Source organism: Streptomyces sp. NPDC059002, from assembly GCF_042740435.1.
Classification (GTDB): domain Bacteria; phylum Actinomycetota; class Actinomycetes; order Streptomycetales; family Streptomycetaceae; genus Streptomyces.
Genome location: NZ_JBHYJI010000017.1, coordinates 19,237 through 32,972, shown reverse-complemented (window position 1 = coordinate 32,972; position 13,736 = coordinate 19,237). Strand labels below are relative to the sequence as shown.

The 13,736-nt window shown below is 72.1% G+C and carries 11 protein-coding genes; 5 read left to right on the top strand and 6 right to left on the bottom strand.

Translation table 11 applies throughout. The annotated features are described in order from the left end of the window. Positions 1 to 114: 114 nt before the first annotated feature. Positions 115 to 2,160 (top strand): HelD family protein, encoded by a 2,046-nt coding sequence (locus ACFWZ2_RS17680; protein WP_384546547.1) that lies wholly within the window; start codon positions 115 to 117, stop codon positions 2,158 to 2,160. Here ACFWZ2_RS17680 and ACFWZ2_RS17675 read toward each other — a convergent pair. The 3 genes from ACFWZ2_RS17675 to ACFWZ2_RS17665 all read right to left on the bottom strand — a co-directional run bounded on the left by ACFWZ2_RS17675 (position 2,157) and on the right by ACFWZ2_RS17665 (position 6,009). After that, the gene (locus ACFWZ2_RS17675) at positions 2,157 to 2,750 is read right to left on the bottom strand and encodes a DUF2165 domain-containing protein (protein WP_384546545.1); all 594 of its coding nucleotides are present in this window, start codon (positions 2,748 to 2,750) and stop codon (positions 2,157 to 2,159) included. The two genes, ACFWZ2_RS17680 and ACFWZ2_RS17675, sit on opposite strands and share 4 nt — an antisense overlap. Before the next feature lie 151 nt (positions 2,751 to 2,901). Further along, positions 2,902 to 3,591: a copper homeostasis protein CutC gene (locus ACFWZ2_RS17670; protein ID WP_384546543.1), complete on the bottom strand. Its 690-nt coding sequence runs from the start codon at positions 3,589 to 3,591 to the stop codon at positions 2,902 to 2,904. Between the two features lie 138 nt (positions 3,592 to 3,729). Then, a complete protein-coding gene (locus ACFWZ2_RS17665) occupies positions 3,730 to 6,009 on the bottom strand; it encodes a heavy metal translocating P-type ATPase (RefSeq protein ID WP_384546541.1) in 2,280 nt (759 codons plus the stop codon). A gap of 228 nt (positions 6,010 to 6,237) precedes the next feature. Between ACFWZ2_RS17665 and ACFWZ2_RS17660 the strand changes: the two genes are divergently transcribed. Further along, complete coding sequence (locus tag ACFWZ2_RS17660) at positions 6,238 to 7,221, top strand: hypothetical protein (RefSeq protein WP_384546539.1); 984 nt, start codon at positions 6,238 to 6,240, stop codon at positions 7,219 to 7,221. A gap of 27 nt (positions 7,222 to 7,248) precedes the next feature. Here ACFWZ2_RS17660 and ACFWZ2_RS17655 read toward each other — a convergent pair whose 3' ends face one another. The 3 genes from ACFWZ2_RS17655 to ACFWZ2_RS17645 all read right to left on the bottom strand — a co-directional run bounded on the left by ACFWZ2_RS17655 (position 7,249) and on the right by ACFWZ2_RS17645 (position 10,246). Beyond that, complete coding sequence (locus tag ACFWZ2_RS17655; protein ID WP_384546537.1) at positions 7,249 to 7,926, bottom strand: CatB-related O-acetyltransferase; 678 nt, start codon at positions 7,924 to 7,926, stop codon at positions 7,249 to 7,251. 52 nt (positions 7,927 to 7,978) lie between these two features. After that, on the bottom strand, positions 7,979 to 8,653 hold the full coding sequence (locus ACFWZ2_RS17650) for a maleylpyruvate isomerase family mycothiol-dependent enzyme (protein ID WP_384546535.1): 675 nt from the start codon (positions 8,651 to 8,653) through the stop codon (positions 7,979 to 7,981). Between the two features lie 180 nt (positions 8,654 to 8,833). Beyond that, positions 8,834 to 10,246 (bottom strand): MFS transporter, encoded by a 1,413-nt coding sequence (locus ACFWZ2_RS17645; RefSeq protein ID WP_384546533.1) that lies wholly within the window; start codon positions 10,244 to 10,246, stop codon positions 8,834 to 8,836. 118 nt (positions 10,247 to 10,364) lie between these two features. Between ACFWZ2_RS17645 and ACFWZ2_RS17640 the strand changes: the two genes are divergently transcribed. The 3 genes from ACFWZ2_RS17640 (at position 10,365) to ACFWZ2_RS17630 (ending at position 13,736) form a co-directional block, all read left to right on the top strand. Beyond that, positions 10,365 to 11,006 carry a hypothetical protein gene (locus ACFWZ2_RS17640; RefSeq protein ID WP_384546532.1) on the top strand — a complete coding sequence of 214 codons (642 nt, stop codon included), beginning with the start codon at positions 10,365 to 10,367 and terminating at the stop codon, positions 11,004 to 11,006. A 62-nt stretch (positions 11,007 to 11,068) separates the two neighbouring features. Further along, positions 11,069 to 12,145 carry a GNAT family N-acetyltransferase gene (locus ACFWZ2_RS17635; protein ID WP_384546530.1) on the top strand — a complete coding sequence of 359 codons (1,077 nt, stop codon included), beginning with the start codon at positions 11,069 to 11,071 and terminating at the stop codon, positions 12,143 to 12,145. Positions 12,146 to 12,509: 364 nt separating this feature from the next. Beyond that, positions 12,510 to 13,736 carry a Cmx/CmrA family chloramphenicol efflux MFS transporter gene (locus ACFWZ2_RS17630; protein WP_384546758.1) on the top strand — a complete coding sequence of 409 codons (1,227 nt, stop codon included), beginning with the start codon at positions 12,510 to 12,512 and terminating at the stop codon, positions 13,734 to 13,736.

Below are 13,736 nucleotides of genomic sequence, written 5' to 3'. Positions count from 1 at the left end.
CCTCCCCACGGAGCGCCGCCGCCCGGACGGAAACCGGTCGGCACCTTGCCGAGCCACATCCCGTGCAAGAGCAGAGGCCGCACCAAGACATCGCAGAACCGCCGGAGGCATCCCGTGCACGCGCACGCCCAGTCCGATCCCCTCGCCCGTGAACGCGGGCATCTCGCCGCGTCCCGCGCCGCCCTGCGCGCCATGCGTGAGGACGCCGAGTCCCTCGACATCCGTGACGTCACCGCGAACTGGGTGAACGCCGCGGTCCTTGAGCGGCAGCTCGACGAGCGGATCAAGTCGCTCGCCGATCTCGCCCACACCCCGTTGTTCTTCGGGCGGCTCGACTATCTGCACGCGCCGGGCGCCGAGCAGGCGGAGGGTGCGGAGGGCGAGGAGTTCTACATCGGGCGGCGGCACGTGCACGACGCCGACGGCGATCCCATGGTCATCGACTGGCGCGCGCCGGTCTCGCAGCCGTTCTACCGGGCGTCCAAGAAGGACCCGATGGACATCGCGCTGCGCCGCCGCTTCGGCTACACGGGCGGCGACCTGACCGCGTACGAGGACGAGCACCTCAGTGACGCGTCGGAGGGCGAGCGGACCAGCAAGCTGCTCCAGCAGGAGATCGAGCGGCCCCGCGTCGGCCCGATGCGGGACATCGTCGCCACCATCCAGCCCGAGCAGGACGAGATCGTCCGCAGTGGCCTGAGCGGCAGCGTGTGCGTGCAGGGTGGTCCGGGGACGGGAAAGACCGCGGTCGGCCTGCACCGTGTCGCCTATCTCCTGTACGCGCACCGCGAGCGCCTCGCCCGGACCGGCACGCTGGTCATCGGGCCGAACGACTCCTTCCTGCACTACATCGAACAAGTGCTGCCCGCGCTCGGCGAGTTGGAGGTCAAGCAGGCCACGGTCGACGGTCTCGTCGCGCATGTCGAGGTGCGCGGCAGCGACGACGCGGCCGCGGCGCTCGTCAAGGGCGACGCCCGGATGGCCCGGGTGCTGCGCGGCGCGGTCCGCTCGCACGTCACGCTGCCGACGGAGCCGGTGGTGGTCGTGCGCGGGTCGCGCAGGTGGCGGATCCCGGCGTACGAACTGGAGGAGATCGTCAGGGAGTTGCTCGACCGCGACATCCGGTACGGCGCCGCCCGTGACGCGCTCCCGCAGCGCATCGCGCACGCGGTCCTCGTCCGCATGGAGCAGTCGGGCGAGGCCCCGGACGACCGGGTGCAGGACGCGGTGGCGCGCAATGCCGCGGTGAAGGCGGCGGTGAAGGCGATCTGGCCGCCCGTCGATCCGGCGAAGCTGGTGCTGCGGCTGCTGTCCGACGCGGAGTTCCTCGCCGCGCACGCCGAGGGGGTGCTGAGCGAGGAGGAGCAGAAGGCGGTGCTGTGGGCGAAGCCCGCGCGGAGCGTGAAGTCCGCCAAGTGGTCGGCCGCCGACGCCGTGTTGATCGACGAGGCGACGGATCTCGTCCAGCGCACGCATTCGCTCGGGCACGTGGTGCTCGACGAGGCGCAGGACCTCTCCCCGATGCAGTACCGCGCGGTGGGCCGGCGCTGCACGACGGGTTCGGCGACCGTCCTCGGCGATCTCGCGCAGGGCACCACGCCCTGGGCCACGCGGAGTTGGGCGGAGGCGCTCGGGCATCTCGGCAAGGGCGACGCCGTGGTGGAGGAGCTGACGGCGGGTTTCCGCGTGCCGCGCGAGGTCATCGCGTACGCGTCCCGGCTGCTCCCGGACATCGCGCCGGGGCTCGCGGAGGTCGACTCGGTGCGTGAGTCGCCGGGTTCACTGGCGGTGCGGCGCGTCGACGACCTGGACGCGGCGTGCCTCGCGGCCTGCGCCGAGTCGCTGCGACAGGAGGGCTCCATCGGGCTCATCGCGGCCGATGCCCGCATCCCCGCGCTCGCCGACGCGCTGACGGCGGCCGGGATCACGTATCTGTCGCCCGGCGAGGAGACCACGCCGGACACCCGTCTGACACTGGTGCCCGCGTCGCTCGCGAAGGGCCTCGAGTACGACTATGTGGTGCTGGACGAGCCCGCCGCCGTCGTCGACGGCGAGCCCGACGAACGCACCGGCCTGCGCCGTCTGTATGTGGCACTGACCCGTGCCGTGTCCGGACTGATCGTCGTCCACGCGACGGACCTGCCCGGGCAACTCGCCTAGTCCACGACCTTTTTCGCGTCGTCCACCGGTAGTCCCACGGCCGTCTTGACGTCGTCCGCCGAGGTTTCGGCGGACGGCATGAGGGTCACGATGAGCGCGATGCCCACGAAGGTGACCACGCGGGTCGCCGCGTCGAGGCCGTTCCAGTTCTCCGACTGCCACATGGCGAACCACTCGCCGCCGACGCCGATGAAGCCGCCCCCGAACAGCAGCATGAGCATCAAGAGGCCCGCCGTGCCCGCGCGTCGGGCTCTGCGGAAGCCCTGTCCTTGGCGCAGGGCGACGGCCCACAGCGCCGTCGCCGCGATGAGCAGCACCGCGGCGGCGGTCTCCCACGCGATGATCGCGACGTAGGCCGCGTCCTGCACCGCGGTGGACTCCACCGCGCGCCACATCAGGCCGTTGCCCTTGAAGGTGGTGTCCATCGCGAGGACATGGCGTACGAACTGCTGGTTGGTGCCGAAGTCCGTGATGTTCCCGAACGCGACGAGCGCGATGTAGAGCGCGACGGTGCCGGTGAGCAGCATCGCCGCGAGTGGCAGTGCGCGGCTCGCCCGACGGTCCGTCGGGCGGTCTGTCTGTGCGGTCATGAAGTCCCCTTTGGGTCGGTCCAGTTCTGGCCGGCTTCGACGAGGCGCCCCTTGCGGGGCGCCCCTGGGGTTCTGACCTGTGCGGCCCGCCGCGCGGGCACGCCGGGCCGCGACGAACCCGCGGCACAGGAACCGCCCAACCCGCGGAGCGCTACGCGTCGACAGCCTCCCGCCAGCGCGCGACCGCCTCGGCGGAGACCGGCGCGGCCCATCCGCCGGGCCGAGCCGCCCCGCCGATGTGGAACGCGTCGACGCCAGCCTCCTTCAGCCGCGGCAGATGATCAAGCCGGAGGCCGCCGCCGATGAGCAACTGCGGCTCGTACCCGGGCTCACCGCGCCGCGCGGCCTCGGCGAGCAGTGTCGGCAGGCCCTCGTCGACCCCGGCGGCGGCCCCCGCGGTGAGGTAGGTGTCGAGCCCGGGCAGATCCGCGAGCTGCTTGCGCAGGGCGTCGCGGTCGGCGGCCCGGTCGATCGCCCGGTGGAACGTCCAGCGGCAGCCGTCGAGCGCGCCGACCAGGGTCTCCACGGCCGCGATGTCGGCGGCGCCTGCCTCGTCGAGGAAGCCGAGCACGAACTCGTCGGCGCCTTCGCTCCTGAGCTCGTGGGCCCGGCGTACGAGCGCGTCGACGTCGCCCGCGGCGAATCCGTCGGCGAGCCGCAGCATGACGCGCAGCGAGATGTCCACCCGGGCGCGGATCTCGGCGAAGGTCTCGCGGGACGGCGTGAGGCCGTCGGCGGCCATGTCGGTCACCAGCTCGAGGCGGTCCGCACCTCCGGCCTGGGCGGCGACGGCGTCCTCGGCGCCGAGGGCGATCACCTCCAGGACTGCACGCTTGCTCATGGATGTCTCTTCCTTCTGGTCGCGATCCCAGTCACATAGGTCTAGTCCAATTACCAGCCTACGCGCAGAACACCCCGGCGCGAGCCGAGTCGCTCGCACCGGGGTGCCGATACATCGGGCAGTGATCGTAGAGGCGGATCAGGACAGCGGCTTGAATCCCCGCAGGCGCAGGCTGTTGCCGACCACGAAGACCGACGAGAACGCCATGGCCGCACCCGCGATCATCGGGTTGAGCAGGCCGGAGGCGGCCAGCGGCAGCGCGCCCACGTTGTAGGCGAAGGCCCAGAACAGGTTCGACTTGATGGTGCCGAGCGTGCGCCGCGACAGCCGGATCGCGTCGGCCGCGGCCCGCAGGTCGCCGCGGACCAGCGTGAGGTCGCCCGCCTCGATCGCGGCGTCCGTGCCGGTGCCCATCGCCAGGCCCAGGTCGGCCTGGGCGAGCGCCGCCGCGTCGTTCACGCCGTCGCCGACCATGGCCACGCTGCGCCCCTCGGCCTGCAGCCGCTTGACCACGTCGACCTTGTCCTGCGGCATGACCTCGGCGATCACGTTCTCCGGCGCGATGCCCACCTCGGCGGCGACCGACACCGCGACCGCCTTGTTGTCGCCGGTCAGCAGGATCGGGGTGAGGCCGAGCGCCCGCAGCCGCTCGATCGCCTCGGCGCTGGTGTCCTTCACCGCGTCGGCGACCTCCAGGACCGCACGCGCCTCGCCGTCCCAGGCCACCGCGATCGCGGTGCGCCCGGCCGCCTCGGCCTCGGCCTTGGCGCGCTCGAGAGCCACCGGGAGCTTGATCTCCCACTCGCCGAGCAGCTGCTCGCGGCCGACCAGGACCGCGTGCCCCTCGACGATGCCCTGGACGCCGAGGCCCGCGATGTTCGCGAAGTCCTCGGGCACGGGCAGCGTGCCGACCTCGGCGGCCGCTCCGGCGGCGACGGCGCGGGCGATGGGGTGCTCCGAGGAGTGCTCCAACGCACCGGCGAGACGCAGGACTTCGGACTCGGTGGTGCCGGGGGCGGTGTGGGTGGCGAGCAGGGTCATCTTGCCGGTGGTGACGGTGCCGGTCTTGTCGAGGACGATCGTGTCGACCTTGCGGGTGGTCTCCAGGACCTCCGGGCCCTTGATCAGGATGCCGAGCTGGGCGCCGCGGCCGGTGCCGACCATGAGGGCGGTCGGGGTCGCGAGGCCGAGGGCGCAGGGGCAGGCGATGATCAGGACGGCGACCGCGGCGGTGAAGGCGGCGGTCAGGCCCGCGCCGTTGCCGAGCCAGAAGCCGAGGGTGGCGAGCGCGAGGCCGATGACGACCGGCACGAACACCGCGGAGATCTTGTCGGCGAGGCGCTGGGCCGCGGCCTTGCCGTTCTGCGCGTCCTCGACGAGCTTGGCCATGCGGGAGAGCTGGGTGTCGGCGCCGACGCGGGTGGCCTCGACGACCAGGCGGCCGCCGACGTTGAGGGTGGCGCCGGTGACCGGGTCGCCCTCGCCGACCTCGACGGGCACGGACTCGCCGGTGAGCATGGAGGCGTCCACGGCGGAGGCACCCTCGACGACCTTGCCGTCCGTGGCGATCTTCTCGCCGGGCCGGACCAGGAAGCGGTCGCCGACCTTCAACTCACTGACGGGGACGGTCTCTTCGCGCCCGCCGTCGCGCAGCACGGTGACGTCCTTGGCGCCGAGCTGGAGCAGCGCCTTGAGCGCGGCGCCCGCCTTCCTCTTGGACCGGGCCTCGAAGTACCGCCCGGCGAGGATGAAGGCGGTGACGCCCGCCGCGGCCTCCAGGTAGATGTTCCCCGCGCCGTCGCTCCTCGCGATGGTCAGTTCGAAGGGGTGTGTCATGCCGGGCGTGCCCGCGGTGCCGAAGAACAGCGCCCACAGCGACCAGAGGAAGGCCGCGGAGGTGCCGACCGAGATCAGCGTGTCCATGGTGGCGGCGCCGTGCCGGGCGTTGGTGAAGGCCGCCTTGTGGAAGGGCCAGGCGGCGTACGTCACGACGGGCGCGGCGAGGGTGAGCGAGAGCCACTGCCAGTACTCGAACTGCAGGGCGGGGACCATCGCCATCGCGATGACCGGCACGGAGAGCAGCACCGCGGTGATCAACCGCTGGCGCAGCGGCCGCAGTTCGTCGTCGGCGGCCCGCTCGTCCGCGCCGTCCGCGTCGGCCTCTTCCCGTACGGGGGTGGGCTCCTGCGCGGTGTATCCGGTGGCCTCGACCGTCGAGATCAGGTCCTGCACGGAGACGTCCGCGCCGCGGTAGCTGACCTTGGCCTTCTCGGTGGCGTAGTTGACGGTCGCCTCGACGCCGTCCATGCGGTTGAGCTTCTTCTCGATCCGGGCGGCGCACGAGGCGCAGGTCATGCCACCGATGGCGAGTTCTACCTCGGCCGCCTCGGTGGATCCGGGACTTGTGGTGGTGGACATGTCTGCTGCTCCTCGTGTGTCAGTGGGCGGGCCCACCGCGGCGGGGGACTCGATACCTGCGTCTCGATACCCGGGGTGGGTACTGCTGACGAGATCTATGTATACCCCTGGGGGGTACCGAACGCAAGAGGGGATCCGGGCTTGACTTCATACCCCCAGGGGGTATCTTCGAGTGCATCGAGTCCGACCGACCGGAACCAGCCGGACGGGGATCACGAGGGAGCCGTCATGAACACCGGACTGAAGATCACCGCATTTGCCGCCGCCGTCGCCGCGACCTTCGGTACCGCGTACGGCGTGGGCACGGCCGTCGACCCCGTCACGGACAAGGCGCCCGCGGCTCAGCACGGCGAACACGACGGCGGCCAGGAGAAGGGGAAGCGGATGAGCGGCGAGAAGGCAGCGGGCAAGGAAGCGGGACACGGGGAGCACGCCGGGCACGGCGCCACCGCCCCCGGCGGCCTGCAGATCTCGGACCGCGGCTACACGCTGGACCTGAAGACCCCGCGCATCGAGGCGGACAAGGAGCAGGAGCTGCGCTTCGCCGTCGTCAAGGACGCCACGGGCCGCAACGTCACCGCGTACCGGGCCGAGCACGACAAGGAACTCCACCTCATCGTCGCCTCACGCGATCTGACCAGCTACCGCCATCTGCACCCGACCCGCGCGGCGGACGGCACCTGGTCGACCCCGGTGCGCCTGCCCGAGGCGGGCGGCTACCGCGTCTTCGCCGACTTCCGCCCCGAGGGCGCCAAGGAGGGCCTCACCCTCGGCGCAGACCTCGCGGTGGCGGGCGCGTTCGAGCCCAAGGACCTGCCCGCGCACAGCACCACCACGACGGTGGACGGCTACGACGTGACACTCAAGGGCGAGTTGAAGACGGGCGCGGGCGGCGACCTCACCCTGGACGTGGCGAAGAACGGCAAGCCGGTGACCGACCTCCAGCCCTATCTGGGCGCGTACGGCCACCTGGTCGCCCTGCGCTCCGGCGACCTCGCCTACCTCCACGTACACCCGAACGGCGAGCCCGGCGACGGAAAGACGAAGGCGGGCCCCGGCATCTCGTTCATGGCGGCGGCACCGAGCAAGGGCGCGTACCGCCTGTTCCTCGACTTCAAGCACGAGGGCAAGGTCAGGACGGCCGCGTTCACGGTCCACACCGGCGGCGACGCGCCCGCCGGGACCGAGCAGGGCGGCGGCCACCAGCACTGAGCCCCCGCGACGCGCGCACCCCGAAGGTCAATCGGCCTTCGGGGTACGCGCGTTCGGGGCGGGCGCCACCGCGGCGAGCTCGTCGACGCTGCCGGACATGACGGCGCGGATGTGCTCGGTCAGATGCTCGGCGGGCCAGTCCCACCAGGCGAGTTCGAGCAGCCGGTCGACGTCCTCGTCGCTGAACCGGCGCCGGATGAGCTTCGCCGGGTTGCCGCCGACGATGCCGTAGTCCGGCACGTCGTCGACGACCACGGCGCCCGACGCGATGACGGCGCCGTGCCCGATCCGCACCCCCGGCATCACCGTGGCCCGGTAGCCGAACCAGACGTCGTTGCCGACGACCGTGTCGCCCCGCCCCGGCAGCCCGCTGATCAGGTCGAAGTGCTCGCTCCAGGACCCGCCCATGATCGGGAAGGGGAAGGTCGAGGGGCCGTCCATCCGGTGGTTGGCACCGTTCATGATGAACCGCACGCCCTCCCCCAGCGCACAGAACTTCCCGATCACAAGCCGCTCGGGCCCGTAGTGATAGAGCACGTTCCGCGTCTCGAAGGCGGTCGGGTCATCGGGATCGTCGTAGTACGAGAAGTCCCCGACCTCGATCAACGGCGAGGTCACGAGCGGCTTGAGCAGCACCACGCGCGACTGCCCCGGCATCGGGTGCAGCACGTTCGGATCGGCGGGGACGGCGGCACCGGACGGCATCGCGCAACAGCTCCTCGTGACGAATGGTCGGCAGGGCCTCTCATGATCCACCTCAGCCGAACAGGCACAACTCCTTTTCGGCGGCACCCGCGAGTTCGTACCGCGTGCCCGTGAGCGGCCGCCCCGCGACCAGCCGCACCAGCGTCGGCGCGTCCCCGATGTAGCGGGCCGGCGGCCGCTTCCCGTCGGCGACCCCCAGGATCACCGGCTCGTCCCAGCCGTCGACGTCCGCATGCAGCGACAGCGACGAGGCGGCGTGCGCGCCCCTGCTGAACTGCCCGAGCAACGGCAGTACGTCGACGAGTCCCTCCCCGCCGTACGCGCCCGGCTTCCCCCACGCCTCCCGTACGTCCCCCGCGTGCACCCACTCCCCCAGCGCGACCCCGTCGAGCCTCCCCTTGGCCGCCGCGATGGCAGGACCGGCCTCCGTCATGCCGCGCTCCAGCTCGTCCACGACACGGGAGTTGGACCAGTCCGCCCGCTCGGCGATGTCCCTCTCATTGCTCTCGGGCGAGTACACCCCCTCCTCGAACCGGCTCTCCACCACCCGCGTCAACGCGGCCCCGCAGTGCGCCAGCAGATGCCGCACGGTCCAGCCCGGACAACAGGTCCGCACCGCGTACGCGTCGTCGGGCGCGGCCCGCAACAGGGGGATCAGGGCATCGCGCTCGGTCCGCAGGAGCCGTGCGGCGCGGTCGGGTTCGTAGGTCTCGTCGACAGTGGTCATGGCGGCAGCCAACCGTCTGGACGGACACATGGCAACGGACGGACTGGAAGTTCCAGCCCGTCCATTTCCAGCCCGTCCGGCGCTTGCGGACAGATAGGCCCGTCCGGCGTTTGAGGACGAATAAGCCCGTCCGGCGTTCGAGGACGAACTCGGCGAAGCCGGTGACGGACACCGCCCCCGTCAGACGCCCGCCTTCTCCTCCGCGGAGGCCGCCGCCTCCTTCCGCATCACCAGCAGGGTGACAACGCCACCGACCACCGCAACGGCCCCCGCGCCGGTGAACGCCGCGCTGAACCCGTCCGTCAGGGCGGGAAGATTCCCGAGCTCCCCGGCGCCCTGCGACGTGGCGAGCGCGGTCAGCGCGGCGAGCCCGAGCGCGGACCCCACCTGGTAGGTCGTGTTGACGATGCCGGAGGCGAGCCCGGCCTGCTCCGGCGGCGCCCCCGCCATCGCCGCCATCATCGCCGGGATGTACGCGAGGGACATGCCGAGCGCGGCGACCAGCGAAGCGGGCAGGACGTCGATCACGAAGGAGCCGGTCGGACCGACCTGCGCGAGCCAGAACAGGCCGAGCGCGAGGACGAGCAGCCCGCCGCCGATCAGCGGCTTGGCCCCGAAGCGCCCGAGGAGGCGCGCGGTGACGGCGGTCATGAAGACCATGAGCAGCCCGGTCATCGGCAGCAGCGCGGCGCCGGACGCGAACGCCCCGTACCCCATGACCTGCTGGAGGTAGAGGTTGAGGAAGTACCACATGGGGATCCAGGCGGCGCCGAGCAGCGTCATCGCGAGGTTGGCGGAGCCGAGCCGCGGGATGCGCCACACCTTCAGCGGCATGAGGGGCTCACGGACCTTCTGCTGGATGACGAGGAAGAGCACCAACAGCGCGACGGCGGCGGCGAGTTGGACCACGGTGCCCGTCGAGCCCCAGCCGGTCTCCGGCGCCCGCACCACGGCGAAGACGGCGAGTGCGAGACCGGCGGTGACGGAGACGGCGCCGAGGATGTCGACGGAGCCGCGCCGTCCCGCGACGGCGGGCAGGAGCCGGGTCGCGGCGAGCGTCGCGACGCCGATCGGGACGTAGATGATGAAGACCCAGGGCCAGCTCAGCCACTCGGTGAAGACGCCGCCGAGGAAGACGCCCGCCGTGCCGCCCGCGGGGGCCGCGGCGCCGTAGAGAGCCATGGCCTTGCCGAGTTCCTTGGGGTTGTGCCCGAAGAGCATCATCAGGAGCGTCATGGCGGCGGGTGCGATGAGCGCGCCGCCCACGCCCTGCACGGCGCGCCCGACGACCTCGACGGTCGCGGTCTGCGCGGCGGCGGCGACGACGGATCCGGCGATCAGCACGACCCAGCCGGAGACGAAGACCTTGCGCGCCCCGAGCAGGTCGGAGAGCCGCCCGCCGAGGAGCAGCAGACCGCCGAAGGCGATGACGTACGCGTTGAAGACCCACTGCAACTCGCCCTGCGAGAAGCCCAGGTCCTGCTGCATCTCGGGGAGCGCGACCCCGATGATCGAGGTGTCCATGATGACCATGAACTGGGCGGTGGCGAGCACGAGCAGTGCCCACCAGCGCATGGGATTGGCGGTTTGCATGGCGGTTCCCCTCCACGGACGACGGTCCGATCGACAGTTGCCAGATACCCCCCGGGGGTAGGTGACGTCCGGGACCGTAACATACCCCCAGGGGGTATTCAACGGTTAGGGTCGACCCATGGCCGACGACAAGGACCTCCGAGCCCGCTGGGCGGCGACCCTGCACCGCACGACCGAGGGCGGCACCCCCGACCCCGCCCCCTACGCGGAACGCCTCCTCGCACGCTGGGCCGAGCCGCAGCGCAAGTACCACACCACCGACCATCTGGCGGCGGTCCTCGACCACATCGACGTACTGGAAGAACACGCCGACGACCCCGAGCTCGTACGTCTGGCGGCGTGGTTCCACGACGCGGTGTACGCACCCGACCGCTCGGAGAACGAGGAGCGCTCGGCCCGGCTCGCCGAACGCGCCCTCACCGAGGCCGGATTGGGCGAACCCGCGGTCGCCGAGGTCGCCCGCCTCGTCCGCCTCACGATCACGCACGACCCCGCCGACGGCGACCGCAACGGCGAGGCGCTGTGCGACGCGGACCTGGCGATCCTCGCGTCACCCCCCGACACGTACGCCGCCTACGCGGCCGCGGTCCGCGAGGAGTACGGATTCGTGCCGGACGAGGCGTTCCGATCGGGCAGGGCGGAGATCCTGCGCCAACTCCTCGCGCTCCCACGCCTGTTCAGGACGCCGTACGGGGCGGCCAACTGGGAGGCACCGGCACGCGAGAACCTGACCACGGAACTGGACCTGCTGGCCCCGTGAAACACCTGCCGGCCCCGTAAAACCAGGCGCCCCGCCGCCACCCCCTCCCGTACCCTCTGCGCATGCTTCTCATGGGTGGGGACAGGATCGACGAGGCCGTGGCGCACGCGGCGAAGACACTGCGCGCGACGGCGGACCGCGACTGGAGCGTGCCCGCGTACCGGCTCGACTGGAGCTGCCTGGAGACGGCGGAACACATCGCGGGCGCCCTGGTCGGGTACGCGGGCCAGCTGACAGGGCGGGCCGCCACCGCCTACGTCCCCTTCGACATCGCACTCGACGACGGCACGGACCCCGAAGGCGCGATCCACGTCATCGAGGCGACCAGCGGCATCCTCGCCGCCGTCGTACGGACCGCGCCGCCCGGCGTACGGGCCTACCACCCCTACCCGCACCGCAGCGCGGACGCGACGGGCTTCGCGGCGATGGGCGTGGCCGAGATCCTCATCCACGCGTACGACATCGCGCGGGCATTCGGCGTCGACGCCGAACCGCCCGCCGACCTCTGCGAGGCGCTGCTCGCCCACCTCTTCCCGCATGTGCCGCCCGCGCCGACGGGGGCGACCCACTGGGCGACCCTGCTCTGGGCCACCGGGCGCGGCCCCCTTCCCGGCCGCACCCCCCTCGACCACTGGCGCTGGCGCAACGCCCGCACCATCCCCGCGGGCCACGTCACCCTCCACGAGGTGACGCCCGCCGTCGCGGCGGACCTCGCCGCGGGCGGCACGGGTGGCTTCACCTGGATCGAGGGCGGACCCTACGACGGCACGCGGACCGCCGCGGGCATGGTGGCCAAGGCGTACGCCGGCGGGGTGTACCGGCCCGACTGGGGCATGCACGTGCTCGTCCGCGCCGACGACGGGATCGCCGTCGGCGGCATGGGGTTCCACGGGCCGCCCGACGACGAGGGCTGCGTGGAGGTCGGATACGACCTCGCCGTCGCGGCGCGGGGCAACGGCTACGCCACGGAAGCGCTGCGCTCGCTTTCGCAGTGGGCCCTGGACCACCCCGACGTGACGTCCCTCCTGGCCCGCGTCGACCCCACGAACACCCCCTCCCACGCGGTCCTGACCCGCACGGGCTACACCCGCCTCCCCGACCGCGCCCCCACCCACGCGTACGGCCTGCGCCGGGCTTGACCACCCCCCTCCTCCCGCCTCCGTGAGCGGCCCCCTGCACCGTGGGCTGTGCCCACCCGTGCCGCCCAGCGGCACGACTGCCCACAGCGGAACGACCAGCGGCCGCCGCGCACACAGCAGAGCGACCACGCACCCGCAGTCGCAAGCGCTCGCGAGGGGACGTGGGGGTATGTGCGCACGGAGCACGGTGCGCCACCGTGACGGCAAACACTGACCGAGGCATCCGCCACGGGATAGCGAGTACGCACATACCCCCGCGGCCCCGCCCCACAGCCGAACCCAAGGCGAAAACACCAGCCCAAGGGGAATCCCGCACCACACCCCAGCGTTCACACGAGATATGCCGAACCCCGCCCCCACCCGCATGCCCATAGCCGTCTACATGCTCGGCCTGGCCGTCTTCGCCCTCGGCACCAGCGAGTTCATGCTCTCCGGCCTCCTCCCCCCGATCGCCGACGACATGAACGTCTCGATCCCCCGCGCCGGCCTCCTGATCTCCGCGTTCGCCATCGGCATGGTCATCGGCGCCCCCCTGCTCGCCGTGGCGACCCTGCGCCTCCCCCGCCGCACGACCCTGATCACGCTGATCACGGTCTTCGGCCTGGGCCAGGTCGCGGGAGCCCTGGCCCCCACGTACGAGGTGCTCTTCGCGTCCCGCGTGATCAGCGCCCTCGCCTGCGCCGGCTTCTGGGCGGTGGGCGCCGCCGTGGCCATCGCGATGGTGCCGTTCAACCAGCGGGCCCGCGCCATGGCGGTGATGATCGGCGGCCTGTCCATCGCGAACGTCCTCGGCGTCCCTGCGGGCGCGTTCCTCGGCGAGCACTTCGGCTGGCGCTCCGCGTTCTGGGCGGTCGCCGCGGCCTCCGCGATCGCGCTGGTCGGCGTACTGACGCTGATCCCCCGCATCCCGCTCCCCGCGGAGCGGCCGCAGCTCAAGAAGGAACTCTCCATCTACGGCGACCGCCAGGTCTGGCTGGCGATCGTGATCACCGCCCTCGCCGCGGGCGGCGTCTTCTGCGCGTTCTCGTACCTCTCCCCGCTGCTCACGGACGTGGCGGGCCTGGACAAGGGCTGGGTCCCGACGATCCTCGGCCTGTTCGGCGCCGGCGCCCTGGTCGGCACGGCGATCGGCGGCCGCTTCGCGGACGCGCACCTGTTCGGGGTCCTGCTGAGCGGCATCGCCGCGTCCACGGTGTTCCTGGTCTCGCTGGCCCTGTTCGCGGCCACCCCGGCGGCGGCGATCACCCTGAGCTTCCTGCTCGGGGTGTCCGCGTTCTACACGGCCCCGGCCCTGAACGCCCGGATGTTCAACGTCGCGGGCGCGGCCCCGACCCTCGCGGGGGCGACGACGACGGCCGCGTTCAACCTGGGCAACACGGGCGGCCCGTGGCTCGGCGGCACGGTGATCGACCTGGACTTCGGCTACGCGGCGACGGCATGGGCGGGCGCGGCGATGACGGCGCTTGCGATCGTGGCGGTGACGCTGTCGCTGAGCCTGCACCGGAGGACGCCGAGCCGCATCGTGACGACGTCGGCGCCGGGCACGGAGCGCACGGACCCGACGGGAACCCCCCAGGAACAGCACATCTGA

What these genes read in the sequence shown, in the direction of transcription:
- ACFWZ2_RS17675 (WP_384546545.1), bottom strand. Translation starts at nt 2,750, where the DNA reads ATGACCGCACAGACAGACCGCCCGACGGACCGTCGGGCGAGCCGCGCA.
- ACFWZ2_RS17670 (WP_384546543.1), bottom strand. Translation starts at nt 3,591, where the DNA reads ATGAGCAAGCGTGCAGTCCTGGAGGTGATCGCCCTCGGCGCCGAGGAC.
- ACFWZ2_RS17665 (WP_384546541.1), bottom strand. Translation starts at nt 6,009, where the DNA reads ATGTCCACCACCACAAGTCCCGGATCCACCGAGGCGGCCGAGGTAGAA.
- ACFWZ2_RS17660 (WP_384546539.1), top strand. Translation starts at nt 6,238, where the DNA reads ATGAACACCGGACTGAAGATCACCGCATTTGCCGCCGCCGTCGCCGCG.
- ACFWZ2_RS17655 (WP_384546537.1), bottom strand. Translation starts at nt 7,926, where the DNA reads ATGCCGTCCGGTGCCGCCGTCCCCGCCGATCCGAACGTGCTGCACCCG.
- ACFWZ2_RS17650 (WP_384546535.1), bottom strand. Translation starts at nt 8,653, where the DNA reads ATGACCACTGTCGACGAGACCTACGAACCCGACCGCGCCGCACGGCTC.
- ACFWZ2_RS17645 (WP_384546533.1), bottom strand. Translation starts at nt 10,246, where the DNA reads ATGCAAACCGCCAATCCCATGCGCTGGTGGGCACTGCTCGTGCTCGCC.
- ACFWZ2_RS17640 (WP_384546532.1), top strand. Translation starts at nt 10,365, where the DNA reads ATGGCCGACGACAAGGACCTCCGAGCCCGCTGGGCGGCGACCCTGCAC.
- ACFWZ2_RS17635 (WP_384546530.1), top strand. Translation starts at nt 11,069, where the DNA reads ATGCTTCTCATGGGTGGGGACAGGATCGACGAGGCCGTGGCGCACGCG.
- ACFWZ2_RS17630 (WP_384546758.1), top strand. Translation starts at nt 12,510, where the DNA reads ATGCCCATAGCCGTCTACATGCTCGGCCTGGCCGTCTTCGCCCTCGGC.